This window comes from Asanoa sp. NPDC049475 (genome assembly GCF_040676915.1).
Taxonomy (GTDB): Bacteria; Actinomycetota; Actinomycetes; order Mycobacteriales; family Micromonosporaceae; genus Asanoa.
In genome coordinates this window covers 120,303-139,808 of the sequence record NZ_JBFAPY010000013.1, presented here as the reverse complement: position 1 = coordinate 139,808, position 19,506 = coordinate 120,303, and the positions used below count along the sequence as shown (strand labels likewise).

At 70.0% G+C, this 19,506-nt stretch carries 15 protein-coding genes; 4 read left to right on the top strand and 11 right to left on the bottom strand.

The features are described 5' to 3' along the window. Positions 1–123 precede the first annotated feature (123 nt). A complete protein-coding gene (locus AB0J88_RS37905) occupies positions 124–561 on the bottom strand; it encodes a fasciclin domain-containing protein (protein ID WP_364360516.1) in 438 nt (145 codons plus the stop codon). 584 nt (positions 562–1,145) lie between these two features. Between AB0J88_RS37905 and AB0J88_RS37900 the strand changes: the two genes are divergently transcribed. Beyond that, entirely contained in the window at positions 1,146–1,667 is a 522-nt protein-coding gene (locus tag AB0J88_RS37900; protein WP_364360514.1) for a hypothetical protein, read from the top strand. A gap of 240 nt (positions 1,668–1,907) precedes the next feature. After that, entirely contained in the window at positions 1,908–2,456 is a 549-nt protein-coding gene (locus AB0J88_RS37895) for a DUF5994 family protein (protein WP_364360512.1), read from the top strand. A gap of 292 nt (positions 2,457–2,748) precedes the next feature. Here AB0J88_RS37895 and AB0J88_RS37890 read toward each other — a convergent pair whose 3' ends face one another. From AB0J88_RS37890 to AB0J88_RS37850, 9 genes are all read right to left on the bottom strand, one after another. Next, positions 2,749–4,350: an FAD-dependent oxidoreductase gene (locus tag AB0J88_RS37890; RefSeq protein ID WP_364360510.1), complete on the bottom strand. Its 1,602-nt coding sequence runs from the start codon at positions 4,348–4,350 to the stop codon at positions 2,749–2,751. Between the two features lie 169 nt (positions 4,351–4,519). Continuing rightward, on the bottom strand, positions 4,520–5,659 hold the full coding sequence (locus AB0J88_RS37885) for a hypothetical protein (protein WP_364360508.1): 1,140 nt from the start codon (positions 5,657–5,659) through the stop codon (positions 4,520–4,522). Continuing rightward, a complete protein-coding gene (locus AB0J88_RS37880) occupies positions 5,656–6,627 on the bottom strand; it encodes an acetylxylan esterase (RefSeq protein ID WP_364360506.1) in 972 nt (323 codons plus the stop codon). Before AB0J88_RS37880 ends, AB0J88_RS37885 begins: the two co-directional genes overlap by 4 nt. A gap of 42 nt (positions 6,628–6,669) precedes the next feature. Further along, on the bottom strand, positions 6,670–7,554 hold the full coding sequence (locus tag AB0J88_RS37875) for a carbohydrate ABC transporter permease (protein WP_364360504.1): 885 nt from the start codon (positions 7,552–7,554) through the stop codon (positions 6,670–6,672). After that, complete coding sequence (locus tag AB0J88_RS37870; protein WP_364360502.1) at positions 7,551–8,507, bottom strand: sugar ABC transporter permease; 957 nt, start codon at positions 8,505–8,507, stop codon at positions 7,551–7,553. Before AB0J88_RS37870 ends, AB0J88_RS37875 begins: the two co-directional genes overlap by 4 nt. A 60-nt stretch (positions 8,508–8,567) precedes the next feature. Continuing rightward, positions 8,568–9,932: an extracellular solute-binding protein gene (locus tag AB0J88_RS37865; protein ID WP_364360500.1), complete on the bottom strand. Its 1,365-nt coding sequence runs from the start codon at positions 9,930–9,932 to the stop codon at positions 8,568–8,570. A 57-nt stretch (positions 9,933–9,989) separates the two neighbouring features. After that, entirely contained in the window at positions 9,990–11,258 is a 1,269-nt protein-coding gene (locus tag AB0J88_RS37860; protein WP_364360498.1) for an enolase C-terminal domain-like protein, read from the bottom strand. After that, positions 11,255–12,145 carry an NAD(P)-dependent oxidoreductase gene (locus AB0J88_RS37855; protein WP_364360496.1) on the bottom strand — a complete coding sequence of 297 codons (891 nt, stop codon included), beginning with the start codon at positions 12,143–12,145 and terminating at the stop codon, positions 11,255–11,257. The genes AB0J88_RS37860 and AB0J88_RS37855 overlap by 4 nt, the downstream gene beginning before the upstream one ends. Positions 12,146–12,310: 165 nt before the next feature. Further along, complete coding sequence (locus tag AB0J88_RS37850; protein ID WP_364360494.1) at positions 12,311–13,309, bottom strand: LacI family DNA-binding transcriptional regulator; 999 nt, start codon at positions 13,307–13,309, stop codon at positions 12,311–12,313. Between the two features lie 153 nt (positions 13,310–13,462). Here AB0J88_RS37850 and AB0J88_RS37845 point away from each other — a divergent pair, with 153 nt between their 5' ends. Next, a complete protein-coding gene (locus tag AB0J88_RS37845; RefSeq protein WP_364360492.1) occupies positions 13,463–17,005 on the top strand; it encodes a hypothetical protein in 3,543 nt (1,180 codons plus the stop codon). Positions 17,006–17,045: 40 nt separating this feature from the next. Here AB0J88_RS37845 and AB0J88_RS37840 read toward each other — a convergent pair whose 3' ends face one another. Next, the gene (locus AB0J88_RS37840) at positions 17,046–17,768 is read right to left on the bottom strand and encodes a helix-turn-helix transcriptional regulator (protein ID WP_364738167.1); all 723 of its coding nucleotides are present in this window, start codon (positions 17,766–17,768) and stop codon (positions 17,046–17,048) included. A 72-nt stretch (positions 17,769–17,840) separates the two neighbouring features. Here AB0J88_RS37840 and AB0J88_RS37835 point away from each other — a divergent pair, with 72 nt between their 5' ends. Then, entirely contained in the window at positions 17,841–19,382 is a 1,542-nt protein-coding gene (locus AB0J88_RS37835; RefSeq protein ID WP_364738164.1) for an FAD-dependent oxidoreductase, read from the top strand. Positions 19,383–19,506: the final 124 nt, after the last annotated feature.

The following is a 19,506-nucleotide window of genomic DNA, read 5'->3' as shown; positions in this document are numbered from 1 at the left end:
CCCCGGCGCGGGGGGGGGGTGCGCTTTGTCCGCGGTGGGGCCGACCCCAAATTATTTGGGTTGCGGGCTCCCCTTCCCAAGGTCTCCGCTCCCCCCCCCCACCGCTCCTACCACTGCTTCAGCTCAGGTGGCGTTCGGCGTCGGCGTGCCCGACGTCAGCGGTGTGAGCACCGAGTCGATCATGTAGATCGTCGCGTTCCTCGTCTGGATGTTGCCGCATACCACGTTCGCGGTGTTGTTGACGGTGAAGTCCTCACCGCTGCCCGTGACGGTCAGGTCTTGGCCTTCCATGGTCCGGTGTGTGCCATCCAGGTCGTTCGGGCTCAGCCGCTCTGGCACGACGTGGTACTGCAGCGTGCGGCTCAGCTGCTGCTTGTTGGCCAGCAGGGCGTTGAGCTGCGACTGCCCGACCTTGTTGAACGCGTCGTTGGTCGGTGCGAACAGCGTGATGTTCTGGGCATTGTTCAGCGTGTCGGTGAGCCCCGCCGTCTTGATCGCGTTCGACAGCGTCGACATCTGCGGGCTGCTGGCCACCGCGGTGGCGACCGGCTGGTTGGCCATCGACGACAGGCTGCCGGCGCCCGAGGTCGGCAGCGAGGCGCAACCTGGGCCGAAGACCTGGCTGCTCCTGCCGGCGGTCGCGGTATCCGTCGGCTGAGGGCTGCGTGTCGAACCCCCGCCAGGGGACGTGGCCGTCGCTGTACCGGTCGGCTGGAGGGCGTTGGACGGGCTGGTGTCCGAGCCGCACGCCGCCATGGCCAGGGCCATCGCGGCCACCGTTACGGCGAGACCCGCTGTCCTGAAGACGCGCATGATGCTGAAATCCCCTCGTATCGGTTTTGAGTGCTTCACGCAGATTCGTACCAGCATATAAGGAGCAAGGGTGCCTACTCGACGTAATCAGGACATTGCATTGGTTATACCGATCGCGTCCGTCCGACTCGCCGGCCGTACCGTATGAATGCTTCTTCGCGGCAGTTGAACGGAGTGGGTCGATGACGCGGCGGGCGCGCCGCCGTCGACGAGATCGGGCAGCCGGATGGGTGGAACGCGCTCCATATCCACCGCTCCGAAGAGGAGTAGCGTTCCGGGCATAGACGTCGACCTTCGGCGTGCGGTGTGACGACCCCGGAGAGCAGGCAGCGATGAGTCTGCACCTGTCCAGCGCACGCGGCACGGCCCGGCGCGTCGTGCTCAGTTGCGACGTCGCGGGATGCGCGGTGCAGGTCGAGCCGCCCCCGATCGAGTCGTGGCGCAACGACGCGGACGCCCGTGTGTGGGCACGGGACCACGCCGCAGGCTGGACCCACGACCCGGTCCGGCAGACCGACTACTGCCCAGCCCATGCGGCGTTCAGCGTTGCCCCGGCCGCCGGCGCGGTGGCGCCCCGTCCCACGATGACCGCCCGCGACAACGCTGGTAACCCGCTCAACCGCGACGAGTACGCCGAACAGCTGCGAAAGCAACTCGCCGGAGACCGGTGGGTTACCGGCGCGCCGGCAGCGGTGACGACAGCGCAGGCAGCGGTCGCCGCCCGGCTCCTCGACGAGTTGGCCGGCGTCTACCACGGCGAGAGCATCGGCACGCTCGCCCACGAAGTCGCCACGCTCCTCGACCGGGCGTCGGTGGTCGACGGCGGCATGGCCCGTGGCGGTGAACCGGCGTAGGGTTGGGGCGTCGCTCGAGACCCCGGCGGCCGACAGCCCGCCGCTGGCGGACGCGCCGCACCGATCCAACGCCACCATGACGGCGGACGCCGTTCCGCGCTAGACGGTCCCCGCGGCGTACGGCCTGATGGGCTGGCACACATACCGGTAGCGGCCACGTTCGGCACGCCTTGCCGGGTTGCCGTCCAACCACTTCGGGACGCCACTGCCGCGCCCCTTTCCCGTCAGGACGGTACCGCCGTGCCCACCACCTCTGAACGCGCCACCATCGTGGTGTCCACGCCGCCATCATCGCCACGACTGGTCCTCGCCCCTGTCCGCGCCAACCAGGCCGTCCTCGACGGCGGCTGGTGGCCCCGGTCCTGGGACCCCGTCGCCGAGCTTCCCGGCCTGGTCCTGGCCCTGTCCGCCCGCTACGGGACAATTCGCCAGCTTATGCTCAACAACTCCACCTGGGACACTCGCTTCAGGCGGATCGCGGTCGGCGACGGCGTGGTGCGGGTAGGTTGGTTCGCCAGCGTCGACCCGGCCGTAGTGATCGCCACCACCTACGGCGGTGATCAGGTCGACCTGCTCGTGGTCCCGCCACCGACCGCACCCGCGGCAGCCGACAAGATGATCGCCGAAGCCGCCGACCCGGCCAACTTCACGCGAGCGCAGGCGATCCTGGCCGTCATGACTGCGGTGCCGGCTCCGGTCGAAGTAGCCGACGACGAGCAACCGGCCTGGGTCAACGAAGGCGGTAGCACCCTCGCGCCCGCCCGACGGGCGTTCTCGCCAGCACGGTGAACAGCAGCGACACCGCAGACGATCACGCCTTCCGACCGAAAGGGTGCCCTGGCTACCGCAATGCGTGGTGGTCGCCGCGCTCCGGTCGCGGGATCTGCACGGCAGGGCCGACTGGGTCGAGAGGGAGCTACCCAGCTTATCGACACCGCGAGCAACGCCTAGCTGATGCGAACCGTCGGCATGAACCTCGATGCGTGACCCACGGCGCGGCGCCGGTTAGCGTCGCCGGCGTGGGACCCCTGAGCGAAGCGGCCATCCAGGAGTCGTTCGTCAACTGTTCCCCCTGCAGCGGTCACTGGGGCGCTCGGTGTACGCGGATCTCGTCTGGCCAGGCGAGGGCGATGCCGAGGGTTTCGGTGAGCAGGCGCTGGTAGTCGCTCAGGTGGGTCTGGTCGTTGCGCACCTTGCGGGGCGGTACGCCGCGGTCGAGGCAGTACGCGGCCATGGCGCCTGCGGCCTCGCCGATGCTCCACTCGACCGGGTGCAGCCGGTAGCAGCCGTTGGTGATGTGCGTGCTGCCGATGTTCTTGCCGGCGGCGAGGAGGTTGTCGACGCGAACCGGGATGAGCGCGCCGAGCGGGATCTGGAAGGGGTACGACTCGATGTCGACGTACGTCCGCCCGGCCGTGCTGGGGTGCAGGTCGATGCGGTAGTGGCCGAGGCCGACGCTGTCGGGGAAGGTCTCGCTGCCGGCACCGGGCGGCCGGGCCTCTACGCCGACGTGCTGCTCCAGCACGGTGAACTCGGCCCGGATCCGCCGCGACTCGCGGACGTAGGCGGCCTTGGCCAGCCCGTCGAGCGTGCCGGTGACGTCGCCGCGCAGTCGCAGTCCCGGGTAGCCGGCGCCCTGCCCGTCGAGGCGGGGAGCTTCGGTCTGCATCCAGTGGAGGAACGACAATGACAGGTCGCGGGCACCTTCGAGGGCAGCGGCCCGGGTGTTGTCGTCGACGCCGAGCAGCGGGGCTTCCCAGTAGTCGATCTGCGGCCAGTTGACCAGCGTGATGTCGCCGAAGCTGGCGTCGGTCAGCTGGCGGGCGGCCAAGATGCGCCGGTAGTGCCACAGGTCGTCGGCGTGGGCGCTGTCGGGTCGGCCGCGGAAGATGGGACGGGTACGCGTGGCGAGCGTGATCGGTTCGACGTCGGTCCAGGACAGCTGCGGGCCGGGCCAGAACGGTGCGACCGTCGTCCGCCAGTGCTCGTACCCGGCGGGCCGGTCGATGGTGTGGTCCTCGCCGGGCCGGTAGTCCACCGCGAAGCACCACGAGATCGCCTGCTGGTCGAGTGGGTTGGCGACCGGCAGAGCGTGGGGTTCGCCGGTCTCGTCCTGGCCCTCGGCACCGATCACGTGCTCGACGCCGGCCAGGGGCAGCAGGTCGCCGAGCTCGGTGGCGTCCAGGACGTAGTGGGCAGTGATGGTCACGTCGCCGCCGTCGGGCCGGCGCAGGGTGACCGCGGTGATCTGGTCACCGGTGGTGTGCGCGGCGACCGGTTCGTGCTCGAGCAGGACGGTCAGGCGAGCGGCCGACTGCCAGGGAGCCAGCAGCGCCTCGATAACGGCGAGGGCGGCTCGGGGTTCGTGGCACAGCCGGCTGACGAGCCCGAGGCCGGGGTTGAGCAACGGGTGGGCCGCGGCCTGCGGCGTCAGCGGGTAGTTGTCCCGGTAGTGCTGGCGGATGCGGCGCCGGAAGTCGGCGTAGCTGGTGGCCGTGAGCTGGGTTTCGATCCAGGCGTTCTCGTCGGGTGGCACGGCCTGGCCGGTCAGCTGGCCGCCGAGCCAGTCGGTGGATTCGGTAAGGATCACCTTCCGGCCGAGCCGGCTCGCGGCCAGGGCGGCGGCCACGCCGCCGACGCCGCCGCCGACGACGAGGACTTCAGTCTCCAGTTGCGCACTCACCGCAGTCGTTACCCTCTCGAAATGGTGGTTACGGACGGGGCCGAGCGCACGACCGGTTGGGCGGCGGCCGCAGCCGCCACTATCCGTACGCGACCGCCTTCAAGGAGGTCTCGTTGACACGACTCAAATGCGATCCACTCTGGACCATGTAACAGCTCATGGGCAAGCGTCATCCAGCGGTCGTCTCCTTCTCGCGTATGATGCGTGGGCCGACGTCTGCTCCCATTCGGGCGAACCACGTCTCCGCGAAGTCCAGGTCCGGCACGCCGTTCGGCGGCAATGCGATGGTTTCCGGATTGGTTTCCGCGGTGTCGCGGGCGCGGAGTTCGGCGATGACGTCACGGACGCGTACTCCGACGGGCTTGACGTTGTTCATCGCGTCGATCAGTCCAAGGCCGTATTCCAGCTCGTCGAAACCGGCGAAGCGGCGGTCGATGTCGTGTGACGCCCACCAGGTCACGGCCGCGACCTCCGGAATCGCGGCGATTCGGCGCAGCATCCGTTCGGCGAAGTCCGGCACCGTCGTGCGCTTGAGCCACAGCTCGGACACGCCGACCTCCTGCACCCACAGGGGTTTGCGCGGTCCATCCATAGTGCCCAGTGCGATCTGCGCCAGATAGTCGGGGATCGCCCAAGCGCCCCGCTCAAGCTCACCGAAGCGCCGCAACGCGCCGGTGAAGTAGGGCCACGCGTGGATCGCCACCAGGTCCGAGGCCGCCACGACGGCTTCCGCGGTCAGCGCGCAATCACCGGTCATCCAAGGCTCGTGATCCACACCCACTGTCACCGGTAAGCCGGGCGCCCCACCGCGGGCGGCGGCGACCATGCGCTGCGCCCAGCCGTCACACCTTCCGTGGCCGAGACCCGCCTTCCGCATGAGGACGTTGGGTTCGTTGGCGATGTCGAGGCACCACAGGGCCGGGTGCCCGGCGACGGCCCTGGCGACCTCGGTCACCAGGAAGGCCGCTGCCTCCACGGTGGCCGGGTCGGTGAAGGGCTCGGCGTCGCGCAGCCAGGCAGGGCGGAAGTCGAAGCCGCTCAGCCAGCCGTCGAGCACCGTCGGGCAGACCGCCAGGCCGTATGCGTGTGCGAGGTCGAGCAGCCGGACGAGTCGGGACAGCAGCACTGGGGAGACGTACGCCGGGTTCGGCTGGAACAGCGGCCACAGGCACTGGATGCGGACGTGGTCGAAGCCGAGCCCGGCGATGACGTCGAGGTCACGGGCGATGTCGGCGTCGTCCCAATCGACCCAGGCGTACCACCACTCGCGGCTCGGCAGGTAGTTCACGCCGTAGCGCACCGCGCTCACGAGCCGCACCGAGCACCGAGGAAGGCCGCCTGCACCGGCCATTGGCTCGCGGCGCCGCCCTCGTGCTCGTTGTAATGGTGGACGGTGATGTCCTTCTCCCCCGCGTACGCGTTGTAGGCGGCGAACACGGTGGACGGTGGGCATATCTGGTCGAGCAGCCCGACGGAGAACAACGCGGCGGCGGACGCGCGAGCGGCGAAGGTCGCGCCGTCGAAGTACGACAGCGTCGCGAAGACCTGGTCCCTGGTCTCCCGCCGGACGGCGAGGTAGCGGACGATCTCCTGGTACGGATCGCGCCCGGTCATGCCGACGGCCCGCTCGAAGTGACACAGGAACGGCACGTCCGGCAGCACGGCGACGAGGTCGTCGGCCAGGCCGGCGGCGGCCAGCGCGATGCCGCCGCCTTGGCTGCCGCCGCCGACGGCCACGCGCGCCGCGTCCACCATCGGATGCTTCCGCACGGCGTCGATCGCGCGTACCGCATCGGTGTAGACGCGGCGGTAGTAGTAGCTCTCAGGGCTTTCGATGCCCCGGGTCATGACGCCGCCGGCGGCCGGGCCGCTGCCGTGGGGGTCGGGAGTGACGCCACCGACGCCCCACGTCGCACCTTGGCCACGGGTGTCCATGACGAAGAACGCGTACCCGGCCGCGACCCAGGTGAGCCATTCGTGCGGCAGTCCACGGCCCGCGCCGTAACCGAGGTACTGCACCACGGCGGGCAGCGGCGATTCCGCGCCGGACGGGATGAGCAGCCAACCCGCGACCGGCTCACCGGCGTACCCAGGAAATCGCACGTCGTAGACGCGGCAGGCGGCGAGCGGCGTGTCGACGGGGACGAACGTCGGCTCGTCACCGGCGGCGCGCGCCTCGGCGAGCGTATGCGCCCAGAACTCGTCGAAATCCGCCGGTTCGCGGATGTCGGGTCGGTACGCGCGTAGCTCGTCAAGGCCCAGGTCGAAGCGGGGCATGACGTCCTTCCGGTTTAGGTCTGATGTGGACAATGCTGGTGATCATCCCTTCAGCGCTCCCGAGTTTCCGGCCGCCTGCAAGAACTGCCGCTGGAACACGAGGAACAAGGCCACCGGGATGATGACGGAGATGAACAGCGCCGCCATGAACTGCGCGAAGTCTCCGGAGGTCTCCAACCGCGGCAGCGCGACCGAGATCGGCTGATCCTGCGGGTTCGGCAGCACCAGCAGCGGCCACAGGAACTCCTTGTACGCCCCGACGAGCGTCAGCAGGCTCACCACCCCAAGGATCGGCCGCGACATGGGCAGGACGAGCGAGCGGAGGATCCGGAACGGGCCCGCGCCGTCGATCCGGGCCGCCTCGAACAGCTCGCCCGGGATGGCGGCGAAGAACCGCTGCATGAGCAGGACGTTGACCGCGTTGGCCGAGGCGGGCAGCCAAACCGCCCACAAGGTGCCGATCAGGTTGGTGTGCACGAACGGCACATCCATCACGGTCAGGTAGAGCGAGACGAGTGAGATGACCCCGGGGATGAAGAGGGTGGCGAGGATCGCGCCGTACACCGCCTTGGCGTACCGGGGCTTGAGGACGGCCAGCCCGTAGCCGCCCGTCGTCGCGACCAGCAGCCCGAAGAACAGCGAGCCGGCCATGAGCCACAGCGTGTTGACGAAGTAGCGGGCGAAGTCGACCTTCGTCCACACCTGGGCGAAGGTGCTCCAATGGATGCCACTCGGCCACAGCGAGAACGGGCCGGACAGGCTCTCGGTCGACGTGGACGTGGCCGCCTTGAACAGCCAGAACAGCGGCCCGACACACAAGACGACGAGAACGGTGAACACCAGTGCCCGGACGGCGGCGAGGGCGACGCGTACGCCGGGGCGGCGCCGGTCGAGGCGGGACAGGATGCTGCGTTCCGTGGCCGTCATGACGTGCTCCATCGCTGGGTCGCCCGCAGGTAGATCCAGGACAGCGCCGACAACGCGACCGCCAGCAGCAGGCTCAACGCCGTCGCGCGCCCGTAGTCGCCGGAGACGAAGGCGTACCGGTAGATCAGCATGAGGATCGTCACCGTGCGGTTCTCGGGACCGCCGTTGGTCATGATGTACGGCTCGGTGAAGACCTGGAAGGTGCCGATGAGCTGGAGCAGCAGCATGACCAGCAGCACGCCGCGCATCTGCGGCAGCGTGACGTGCCAGAACCGGCGGAACGCGCCGGCGCCGTCGGTCTCCGCGGCGTCGTACAGCTCCGTCTGCACGCCCATGAGCGTGGCGAGGTAGATGATCGTTGCCGTGCCGAACGACGCCCAGGTCGCCTGCAGCACGATGGAGGGCATGGCCAGATCGCCGTCGTTGAGCCAGGCAAGCGGGCCGAGCCCGAACCACCCGAGGGTCGTGTTGAGCACACCGGTCGGGCTCGGGTCGAAGAACGCCTTCCACAGCAGGACCGCGACCACGGGCGGGAAGATGACTGGCAGGTAGACCAGGACCGAAGCCAGCCCGCGGGTGCGCCGCAGCTCCGCGATGACCACCGCGAACAGGATGGGCACCGGGAAACCGATCACGAGGGCCAGCACCGCGAACCACAGCGTGTTGAGCGCGGCGGTGACCAGCAACGGATCCTGGAGGACCCGGGTGAAGTTGTCCAGGCCCACCCATTCGGTCGTCAGGAAGTTGGTGCGCTGGACGCTCAGGGGCAGCGACCGCAGAATCGGCCACCACGAGAACAGCCCGAACGACAGCAGCATGGGCAGAAAGAACAGCAGCGTGGTCAGCCCGCCGCGGCGTACCCAGTGGATGGGGCCGCGCGGACGGCGGCGCGGCGCGGCCGTGGGCACGTCGGGCGCCGGGCGGGTCGCAATGGCAGCGGTCAGGGCAATCACCTCGTGTCGGCCGGGTCGCCGCGCCACGGGTTCGCGGCGCGGCGATGGATCGGGCGATGGTCAGCCGGCGTCGATGATCCCCTGGACCTTGCGCTGCGCGTCGGCCAGCAGCGCGTTGATGTCGGCGTTCTTGCGGGTCAGGACGGCCTGGACCACGGTGTCGAGCGTGCCGTAGGTCTCCTGGGCCTTCGTCTGCGGCTCGGGGACGATCGGCACCGTCTGGGCCGTCGCGAAGAACGCGGCGTAGTTCTGGCGGGGGACGTTGACGTAGTCCTTGACCCAGCCGAGGTACCGGTCGGTGGTCTGCTGGTCGAACAGCGGCAGCGCGGGCGCGCCGACCGGCTGCTTGTCGGCGACCTTCGCCTTGGCGTCCGTGACCGCGTCCTGTTCACTGCTGTACTTGCGGAAGTTCTCGAACTCCAGCCATTTGATCGCGGCCTTGACCTCGCGCGCCGACGCCCGCGGGTTGACGATCGCAACCGTGCCGCCGCCGAGTGTGCCCAGCCCCTGGCTGGCCTGCGGCAGGGGGGCGAGGCCGAAGTCGTCGGGCTTCATGCCCATGTTCGACACGACCACCGGGTACGCGTCAGCGCCCTGCACGAACATGCCCATCTTGCCGCCGGCGAACGCCTTCATCGCGTCGTTGTACCCGAGCAGGAAGTTCGAGCCGAACGTGTTGTCGTCCCAGCGCAGGGAGCGATAGAACTCCAGGGCGGCGCGCGTGCCGTCGTTGTCGACGGTGGCGTTCTTGCCGTCGGCCGATGCGATGGTGCCGCCGTTGGCGTAGCTCATGGCGGTGAGCACCCAGCCACCCGTGTTGTCCTTCGTCATGCTGCCGAAGCCCTGGACACCGGCCGCCGTCTGGATGGCCTTCGCGGCGGCGCGCACCTCGTCCCACGTGGCCGGCGGCTTGTCCGGGTCCAGGCCCGCCTTCTTGAACAGGTCGCGGTTGTAGAGCAGACCCATGCTGTACGCCTGGATCGGCACACCGTAGACGTGGCCGGCGGAGTCCTTGGCCACCTTGAGGATCGACGGATTGATCCGGTTGACGGCCGAGTCGGCGGGCAGCGCGCTGGTGATGTCCGCGATCTGCTTGCGTTCGATCAGGCCCTGCATCTCGGTGAACGGGACCAAGGAGACCGTCGGCAGCTGGCCGCCGGCGAGCTGGGCCTGGAACGTGCGGATGTCGAAGACGGCTTCGTCGCCGACGACCTTGATGTCGGGATTGGCCGCGGTGAAGTCGGTGACCTTGCGCTTGAAGGCGGCCAGCTGCTCCGGCTGCTGGGCGGTGGGCATGCCGCCGACGGTGATCGAAACTGGTCCGGACTGCTCGTCGTTCGACCCGCTGCCGCAGCCCGCTGGCAGGGCGAGTGCCGCGACCGCCAGGGCTGCCGGCACGAGAATCCGTCTTCTGGTGCTTCTCATGAGTCTCCTCGCAGAAAGTCGTTGTGCTGGATCACCCCGTGGAAAGCGGTGCGCGGATCAGGGAGCGATGAGTCCCCCGTCTCGGCCGCGTACGCGCGCGGCCCAGGCGTCATGGCCGGCCAGACCGGCCGGATACCGGGCGGCGGCCGTCTCGTCGAGGTCGATGCCCCAGCCCGGCGCCTCAAGGGGACGCAGCCAGCCGCGCTCGATCCGCAGCGTCCCGGGGAACACCTCGTGTACGGCGTCGCCGTACACGTGGCCCTCCTGGATGCCGAACGCCGGGCTGGTCACATCCAGGGCGACGTTGGCCGCCGCGCCGATCGGCGACGTGTCGCCCGGAGCGTGCCAGGCGGTGCGGACACCGACCAGTTCCGCGGCAGCCGCGATCTTGCGGGCCGCGGTGAGGCCGCCGATGCCGGAGATGTGCGAGCGGATGAAGTCGACGCCGCCGCCGAGCACCAGCCGGGCCGCGTCGGTGAGCGAGGTGGTGAGCTCGCCGACGGCCAAGGGCACCGGCGAGGCCGCCCGGACCTCGGGCAGCCGGTCCCAGTGCTCGGGCGCGATGACGTCTTCCAGGAAGAACAGGCGGTACGCCTCGAGGGAGCGGGCGAGCACGACGGCTTGTTTCGGGGTGAGCCGCGAGTGCACGTCGTGCAGCAGGGCGATGTCGGGGCCGAGCCGGTCGCGGGCAGCGGCGAACAGTTCCGGCGTACGCCGTAGGTACTCCTCGACGTCCCAGCCACCGGCGTACGCGTAGTCGGTCGCGGTCGGCGGCAGCACCGGCGCGCCGTAGTGGCCGGTGCCCGCCTGACCGGTCTGCAGCCGGATGTGCCGCAGACCCTGCTCCCGCAGGCGTTCGGCATGATCGAGGGTCTCGGCCACGGTGGCCCCGGCGGCGTGCAGGTACGTGTCGGCGGCCGCGCGGACCTTGCCGCCGAGGAGCTCGTGCACCGGCCGGCCGGCCCGCTTGCCGGCGATGTCCCACAACGCCTGATCGAGACCGGAGATCGCGTTGTTGCCGACCGGGCCTTCGCGCCAGTAGGACGAGAACCGCGCGAGCCGTACGAGGTCCTCGATGTCGCCGGGGTACCGCCCGACGACCAGTCGGGCCAGGTGCTCCTCGACGTAGGCGGCGACGGCCTTCCAACGCTGGGTGAAGGTGGCGCAGCCCAGCCCGTAGAGGCCGTCCTCACTGGTCTCGACCTTCACGACGAGCAGCGGGATGCCTTCCGGCGCGGTAGCGATCGCCCGGACGCGGGTGATGCGCACGTCGTCGGGCGCCTCCCACGGCTGGGCGAAGGCGGAGGCGGCGGGCAGCGTGCTCATGCGGATGCCTCCACGGTCCGGCCATCTTCGATCGAGACAGTGGGCGCCCAGCCGAGGACCCGGCGCGCGGCCGACGTGTCGACCGGGGCCTGCCGCCCGGGGAAGGACCGGCGGCGCTCGACGCCGTCGGCGTACCGGTCGAGCAGCTCTTCGGTGGGTTCGGTCATGATCGTGTCGTCCGCGGCGACCAGCAGCGCGTGCATCCCGGCGACCGGCTCCGTGAGGCCGCGCACGATGGCGTCCACGGCGTCGGCCATCTCCAGGTACGCCCAGCCTTCGCGGGCCAGCCGGGCCGGTTCGCCCGGCGCCGCGAGCATCCGCGGCACCGTCTCGCGCAGCGCATCCAGTTCGCGGACGAGCGGGAAGCGCAGTGCGACGACGGTCATGTCCCAGCGGCTGCAGGCATACGCGCCGATGTGCTCGTCGACCCACTTGGACAGCGAGTACGCGTCGTCGTGCGCGATTGGCGAATCCTCGTCCAGCGGGTAGTACGCCGGCTTGATCCCATGCCGGTTCATCGGTACGCCGAAGGCGTTGATCGAGCTGGCGATAACCGCCCGGCGTACCCCCGCCTCCCCGGCCGACGCGAGGACGGTGAACGTGGCGGAGGTGTTGCCGACGAAAACCGCCCGGGGCGTGTCGAGGCTGGGATGGGCCGTCGCCGCCAGGTGGACGACCGCGTCGACGTCGGTCAGTGCGGAGCGCACCAGGTCTTCGTCGGCGGCGTCGCCGGTGACGACCCGGTCCGCGCGGGTGGGCGCGGACCAGGTGCGAGACAGCCCGGTGACCGCGATGCCGCGATCGGTGAGCGCCTCCACCGTGGGCCGGCCGAGCGTCCCGTCGGCGCCGGTGACCAGCACCCGGGCGGGTCGGATGAGCTTCGGCACGCGCGTGAACCTCACAGTCGAGATTGATTTTGCGAAACTGCTTTCGCAGCAGAGAAGCACACGTGTTCCGGCAATGTCAACACCCGGTTACGACGGGCGCACAAGAAAATGACCGTCCCGCTAGGACGGTCATCGGACGAGAGGCCTTACGAGATTGGGGGGCCCTCAGGACGACGGGCCGAGCACCAGAGTCGGCGGCACGAGATGTTCCCCGGGGATGCGGTCGGGCGCCAGCACGTCGGCGGCCGCCAGCCGGCCGAGCCGCTGAAGTTCCAGGTCGACAGTGGTCAGCCGCCGAGTGCTCTGGTCCAGGACGACGCCTTCCCAGTTGTCGACGCCGACCACGGCGACGTCGTCCGGCACCCGGAGCCCGCGGGCCTTGCAGACACCGAGCACGCCCAGCCCGATGTGGTCGTTGCCGCAGAAGACGGCGTCGATCTCGGCGCCCGAGTCGAGCACCGCGGACATCGCGTCGGCGCCCGAGTCGCTGGACCACGTCCCGAAGCGGGTCGAGCCGGCCTGCTCGAGCCCGGCCGCCGTCAGCTCCGCCCGCATCCCCCGCTCGCGAAGCCGCACGGCGATGCTGTCGGCCGTCCCCGTGATGTGTGCGATCCGCGTGCGCCCCCGATCGATCAGATGCCGCGTCGCCAGGCGGCCGGCGCCCTCGTTGTCAGGCAGGTAGACGACGTCCTCGGGGTGGTCCGACGCGGCGAACGCGTAGGTGACGGGCACGCCGAAGTGGTGCGTCACCGAGGGCGACATCCGCTCGTGGCCGTCGCCGACGACGAGCAGGCCGTCGATCCGGCGCGCCTGCAGATCCCGGATGCTCCTGGTGATCTCGCGGGGCACAAGGAGGTCTTCGTCGAACACGAGCGATGCCTGCTGCAGCTCGCCGAGCGCGAGCACCGCCCCGATGAGGACCGGGCCGGCGAAGGTGCTGGCCGCCCGGTAGGTCAGGACGCCGATGGTGCGGCTGCGCCCGAGAGCGAACGAGCGGGCCAGGGCGTTCGGCTGGAAGTCGAGCCGTTCGGCGATCTCGCGCACGCGAGCCCGGGTCTCGTCCGAGACGCGATCGCCCCCGTTGAGGGCTTTCGACGCGGTGGACAGCGACACCCCGGCGATCGCGGCGATATCGCTCAACCGGATGCTGCGGTCCGACGGCATGCCGGAAGCATACCGGCGCGGACCCGTTGACAGCCGCCGGGCGCCCGCGCAAAATCGCCTGAGTGCGAAACCGCTTTCGCAGGCACAAACCCCCTCGCTCGTCCCGCCCCACCCTCAGCATCGCGATCATCCGACGCTGATTGAGGAGTGCCCATGCTCAGGACGATCCCCTCCCTCATCCGCCCACGAAGACTTCCCGTTCGGCACGCGCTGGCCGTCGTGACATGCCTGGCCACCGTCGCCACCGCGCTGACGGCGCTGCCCCAGCCCGCCGCCGCGAGCACCGGCCCGGTGGTCATCGGCGACTTCGAGAACGGCACCAGCCCGTGGTTCCCGGTCACCGCGGGCGGCGCCACCGCGACCCTCACCACCACGACCGACGCCCCGGCGAGCGGCAACGCCTCGGCCCGCGTCCAGGCGACCGCGCCGAGCGGAACGGTCGAGATGGCGCGGTCGGTCGCCTCCCTCGACCTCCAGCGACTGGATCTCTCCGTGCGCAGCGTCGAGCTCACCGGCCTGGTGCTCCGCCTCGTCGACAGCACCGGGCAGGCTCATCAGCAGACCCTCGCGCTCTCCCCCGGCGCCTCGTGGCAGCGGCTCTCGGTCACCACCTTCGCCGGCGGTTCGCAGTACGGGCACTGGGGTGGTGCCAACGACGGCGTGTGGCACGGTCCGCTGACCCAGATCTCACTGCTCATCGACGCGTTCAGGATCAAGCCCGGTCCCGCGGTGACTCTGGACGTCGACGACGTCGTCGTCCAAGGGCCGCCACCGGCCCTGGCCATCCGGCCGACGACCCTCGGCAACGCCTTCAGCACCGGTGACACCGTGGCCTTCGGCGTCGACACCGCCGCCACGTCGCTGAGCTGGACGGCGCGGGACGCGTACGGGGCCGTCGTCGCCTCGGGCTCGGGCAGTCCGGCCCAGCTCGGCAACACCATCTCCCTGGGCACGCTGCCCACCGGCTGGTACACGGTCGCCATCGACGCCGTCCAGCCGGACGGCACTACGGTTGCCGGCGGCACCGACATCTCCGTGCTGCCCGGCAGCACGCTGCGCGAACGGCGCATCGGCGCGTCCGCCCACTACGGAGGCACCTGGCCGACCGCCTCCGCCCCCTTGCTCGGCGAGGCCGGTCTGGGCTTCGCGCGCGACGAAGCGTACTGGTCGGAGGTCGAGAAGACCAAGGGTGTCTACGCCTTCCCCGTCCGCGTGGACAACGCCGTGGTGGCGCTGCGCGCCAACGACGTGGACTCCCTGCAGATCCTCGACTACGGCAACGCCCTCTACCACCAGGGCGAAGCACCCGCGACCGATGCCGGGCGCGCCGGATTCGCCGCGTACGCCCTGGCCTCCGCCGACCACTTCGGCACCGCGCACGCCGCGTACGAGGTGTGGAACGAGTGGAACATCCGCGACGTCGACGGGCCTGCCGGAGCCACGCCGCAGAACTACGTGGCGCTACTGACGGCCACCGCTGCCAAGGTGAAGGCCGCGCATCCGGACGCCGTCATCACCGGTCCCGCGCTCGCGCCGATGAACGACTGGCAGGCCTGGCTCGACGGCTTCATCGCCGCGGGCGGGCTCGACCACATCGACGCCTTCACGACCCACCCGTACAACTTCACGGCCGAGCCCGAGGTCTTCGAGGCCCACGTGGCGATCCTGCGCCAGAAGTTCGCCGCGGCCGGCCACGCCGACATGCCGATCTGGTTCACCGAGCACGGGTGGTACACGACGGCCAACGCACCCGGCGTGACACCCGCGGTCCAAGCCCGCAACCTCGCTCGGACCCAGTTGCTCGCCCTCGGCGACGGCATCGGCCGGTACACGATCTACGACTTCAAGGACGACGGCACGAACCCCGCCGACGCCGAACACAACTTCGGGATCATCCGCAACCAGGCCGACGCCCGCGGCGCGTACGCCCCGAAGCCCGCGTTCACCGCGCAGGGCGTGCTCACCCGACAGACCGCTGGGCGGCCGGTACGCGGCGTGCTGCCGCTGGGCACCGGCCGCTACGGCGTCGAGTTCGGCTCGCGTTCGGGGGAGCCGGGCGGCACTCGGATGCAGGCGCTGTGGGCGCTGACGCCGCAGACCTGGAGCGTCCAGGCAACCGGTCCGGTGAGTGTCACCAACCTTTACGGCACCACGATGGTCGTCGAACCGGACGCCGACGGGCGCATACACGTCTCGGTCGGTCCCGAGCCGACATACGTGCGGGGCACGCTGGGCCAGGTCGCGACGAGCTCGCCGTTCTCGCTGACCGTGACGGAGGCGGTCGCCGGCGTCGCACCGGACGCCACCTGGCGCGTCGTCAACACCAGCGACTCCGCCCGCAGCGTGTCACTCGTCTCCGACGGGCTGACCACGACGGCAACCGTGGCCGCCGCGACGACGCAGGACGTGCCGGCCCAGTTGGCACCGGCGCCGGTCGGGCCGCGCACCTGGGCCGGAGTCCTCCAGGAGGGCGGTCACGCCATCGGCGTGCTGACGGCCGCCGCCGCGGTCCAGCCCGCGTTGCAGCTGACCGGCGGGCACGCGCTCAGCGCCACCGGAGCCGACGTGCTGCGGCTCAAGGTCCGCAACCGCAGCAGCCATGAGGTGCGCCTCGACGGCGTCACCTGGAGCGTCGGCGGAACAGGCGGAACGGTGCTCGCCGGCACGCGGGTCGACGGCGGAGCAACCGCTGTGCAGGACGTTCCGCTGGCCGCCTTCGGCACCTGGTCGGCGACCGTATCCGGCCCGTCGACCGACGCGGCGACGGGCGTCGTCGTGTCGGCCGGTGCGGTTGCGGTGGACGTGCCGTACCAGTCAGTCACGGTGGACGGGGTCGTGGATCCCGGGCTCGCGAACCTTCCCGCGCAGAACCTTGGCGCCGCCGAGCAGGTGATCTCCGGGTGGGGCGGCCCGTCCGACCTGAGCGGGAGCCTGTGGATCACCCACGACGACGACCGCCTCTACGTCACCGCCCGGCTCACCGACGATGTCCACGCGCAGCCGGCGAGAGACGCCTCCATCTGGCAAGGCGACAGCGTCCAACTCGGTTCGTCACCGGGCTGGCCCGGCGAGGGTGTCCAGCCGGTGGGCGAGATCGGTACCGCCCTGACCGACGCCGGCCCGGTCGATGCCACCCGCTGGCTGCCCGTCAGCGGCGGCACGAACGGCCTGTCCACCGCGGTCAAGCGCGACGAGGTGACGAAGACGACCACCTACGAACTCGCGGCGACGTGGGCGGCGCTCGGGGTCGACCCCGCCGACCGCGTCATGGCCGCCACCATCGCCGTCAACGAGAACGACGGCTCCGGCCGCCGCGGCTGGAGCACCTGGGGCAAGGGTGTCGCCGAGTCGAAGGATCCGAGCCTGTTCCGGGCGCTGCGGCTCATGCCGCCCGGCGATGACGAGGTGGATCTGTCGACCCGGGCTCGCTCGGTCTGCCAGTCACCCGGCAGCGCCGTAACCGTGGAGGCGACGAACCGCGAGAAGTCACCGGCGGCAATTCGCATCACCACCCCGTGGGGCACGAAGGAGTTCCGGGGCGTGCCGCCCCGCACGCCTGTCTCGCAGACGTTCGCGACTGGTTCGGTGGGCCTCCCGGCGGGCAAAGTGACCGTCGACGCCTCGGTGGTCGATGCCGGCGGCCGGCCGGCGTACGAGGTCCGGCGGGTTCCCTATCCGCCGGTCATCTGTCCCTGACGAAACGCGTCTGAGCGGCGGTGGACGCGTCCACCGCCGCTCAGACGCGGCTGTCCTTGCGGTATCGCGACGGTGACTGCCCGGTGCGATCGCTGAAGACCCGGCTGAGATAGAACGCACTGCGGTATCCGCAGCGCTCGGCGATCGCCTGCAGCGTGTCGTCGGTCTCCGCCAGCAGCTCACGGGCCTTCTGCAGCCGAACACCCCGGAGGTACGCGACCGGGGTGACGCCCCGCACGGCTCGGAAACGCCGGGAGAGCTGCGCCGGGCTGATCCCGAGCAGGGCGGCCAGCCGGCGCAGCGACAGGTCCGGGCGGGCGAAGTGGTCCAGAATGTACGCCGTCGCCTGACGCACCAGGTCGTCCTCGGGTGTCTCGGATTGACCGCGCATCATCAGGATCAGGTCGGCGACGACGTGCGCCGCCACCAGATCGGCGTGCGCCCGAGCGGCTTCGAGCAGCGCGAGATCGGCGCGGAGCCGATCGAGATCCCGTACGCGCGTCAGGCCGACCGGAGGCTCCAGCTCGGTGTGGAAGCGCGCGTGGAAGAAGGACGTCGGCGTCAGCATCCGGCGCCAGAGCGTTCCGCCGGGCGGGCAGACGACGATGTCATGGCGCTGCGCCACCCGTCGCCCGCCGGCCGAGACCTCGAAGGCGAACGACCCGGTCCGCGCCAGCAGCAGACACCAGACGTCGTAGGTGTCGACGGCGCGACTGAACTGCTCCCGAGGCGGAGCCAGCAGGTGGCCATAGAGAATGACCATGGCAAAAAAGTACATGGTCGTGGTCAGAGTCGCTATGTCCAGCGGATATGGGACTCCGCGAAAGTGCATGGCATGACTTCGACGAAAACGGCCGACGTGTGCGTCTACGGCGGCACACCGGCAGGTTGCGTTGCCGCGATCACCGCTTACCAGGAGGGCGCGTCCGTCATCCTCATCGAGCCGAGCCGCTGGCTGGGCGGCATGCTCAGCGCGGGGATCAAGCCGCGTCAGGACTGCCCGGTTCCCGCGGCCGTCGGCGGCGTGACCCGCGACGTGATTCTCGAACTCGGCGACGACCCGCGCGACATCATGCGCGGGTTCCACGAATGGATCGCCGGCACAGGCATCACCGTGATCTTCGAACGTCGCGTTCGTTCGGTGCGGCGAGAGGGCAACCGGATCGCCGCCCTCCAGCTCGAGACCTCACAACCCGACCGGTGGGGAGTCCCGCTGCCCGCCTCCGAATCCGTTCTCGACACCGTCGTGGCGGCGTCGGTCTTCATCGACGCCTCGTACGAGGGCGACGTCATGGCTCTGGCCGGCGTGCCCTACCGCACCGGGCGGGAATCGCGGGACGCGTACGGCGAGCAGGTCGCCGGAGTGCGCCCGGTCACGAACTGGACGCCCATCGACCCGTACGCCGTACCCGGGGACAGCGCCAGCGGGCTGCTCTCCCACCTCGACGCCGATCACGGCCGCCCCCTCGGAGCCGCTGACGACTACACGCAGGCCTACAACTTCCGCCTGTACGTGACGACCGATCCCGCCCGTCGCGCCGAACTCACTCCGCCCGACGACTACCACCCATCCGACTTCGAGCTCGTCAGGCGGTACGTCATCCACCAAGGCGATGACCTCACGGCGCTGCGCGGGATCTTTCCCGGCTGGCTCAACTCGGGCGAGTACAACTATCAGCGCGCGTCTCTGATCAGCAACGCTCCGCTCGGGGTGAGTCGGGCGTACCAGGACGGAGACTGGGACGAGCGGTCGCGTGTATGGCGTTGTCACATCGACTATCTCCGTGGTCTGCACCACTTCCTGTCGACGGATCCAGCAGTACCAGAGGAGTTCCGGGCCGAGACGGCGGCGCACGGGTTGGACGCGGCTGTGTTCCCCGCGACCGACGGCTGGCCGCCCCAGTTGTACGTGCGGGTGTCACGACGACTTGACGGGCGATACACCGTCACTCATGACGATGTGCGCAACCGGACAGCACCCGCCGACAGCATCGGTCTGGCACTGTTCGGAGTGGACGTCTATCCGACCCGACGAATACCACATCGCGACCCGGAGACCGGGCAGGTCGGCGTCGCGACCGAAGGTGACATGTTCATCGGCGGGCATCTCGGCACGGGCAAGCCGTATCCGATCCCGTACCGGGCCGTCACCCCGAAGCAGTCCGACTGCGGCAACCTGCTGGTCCCGGTCTGCCTCTCCGCCACGCACATCGGGTACGCCGCCACCAGGATGGAACCGGTGTTCTGCGTCCTGGCCGAATCCGCAGCGGTCGCGGCTGTTCAATCCATCGACCGGCAGATCGACGTCCAGGACGTCGATGTCCGGTGCCTTCAGGCCCGAATCCTGGAGCGGGGTCAAGTGATCACATGGGCTTAAGAGATCCCAACAAAGTTCCCGAGGTCGGTGGGCCAATCGATCCCGACAACGAGACCCACGAGCTCGAACGCGGACGGCGGTGCGACGACGAGCAATGTGACGCACCGCGTTGACCTGGCTGCAC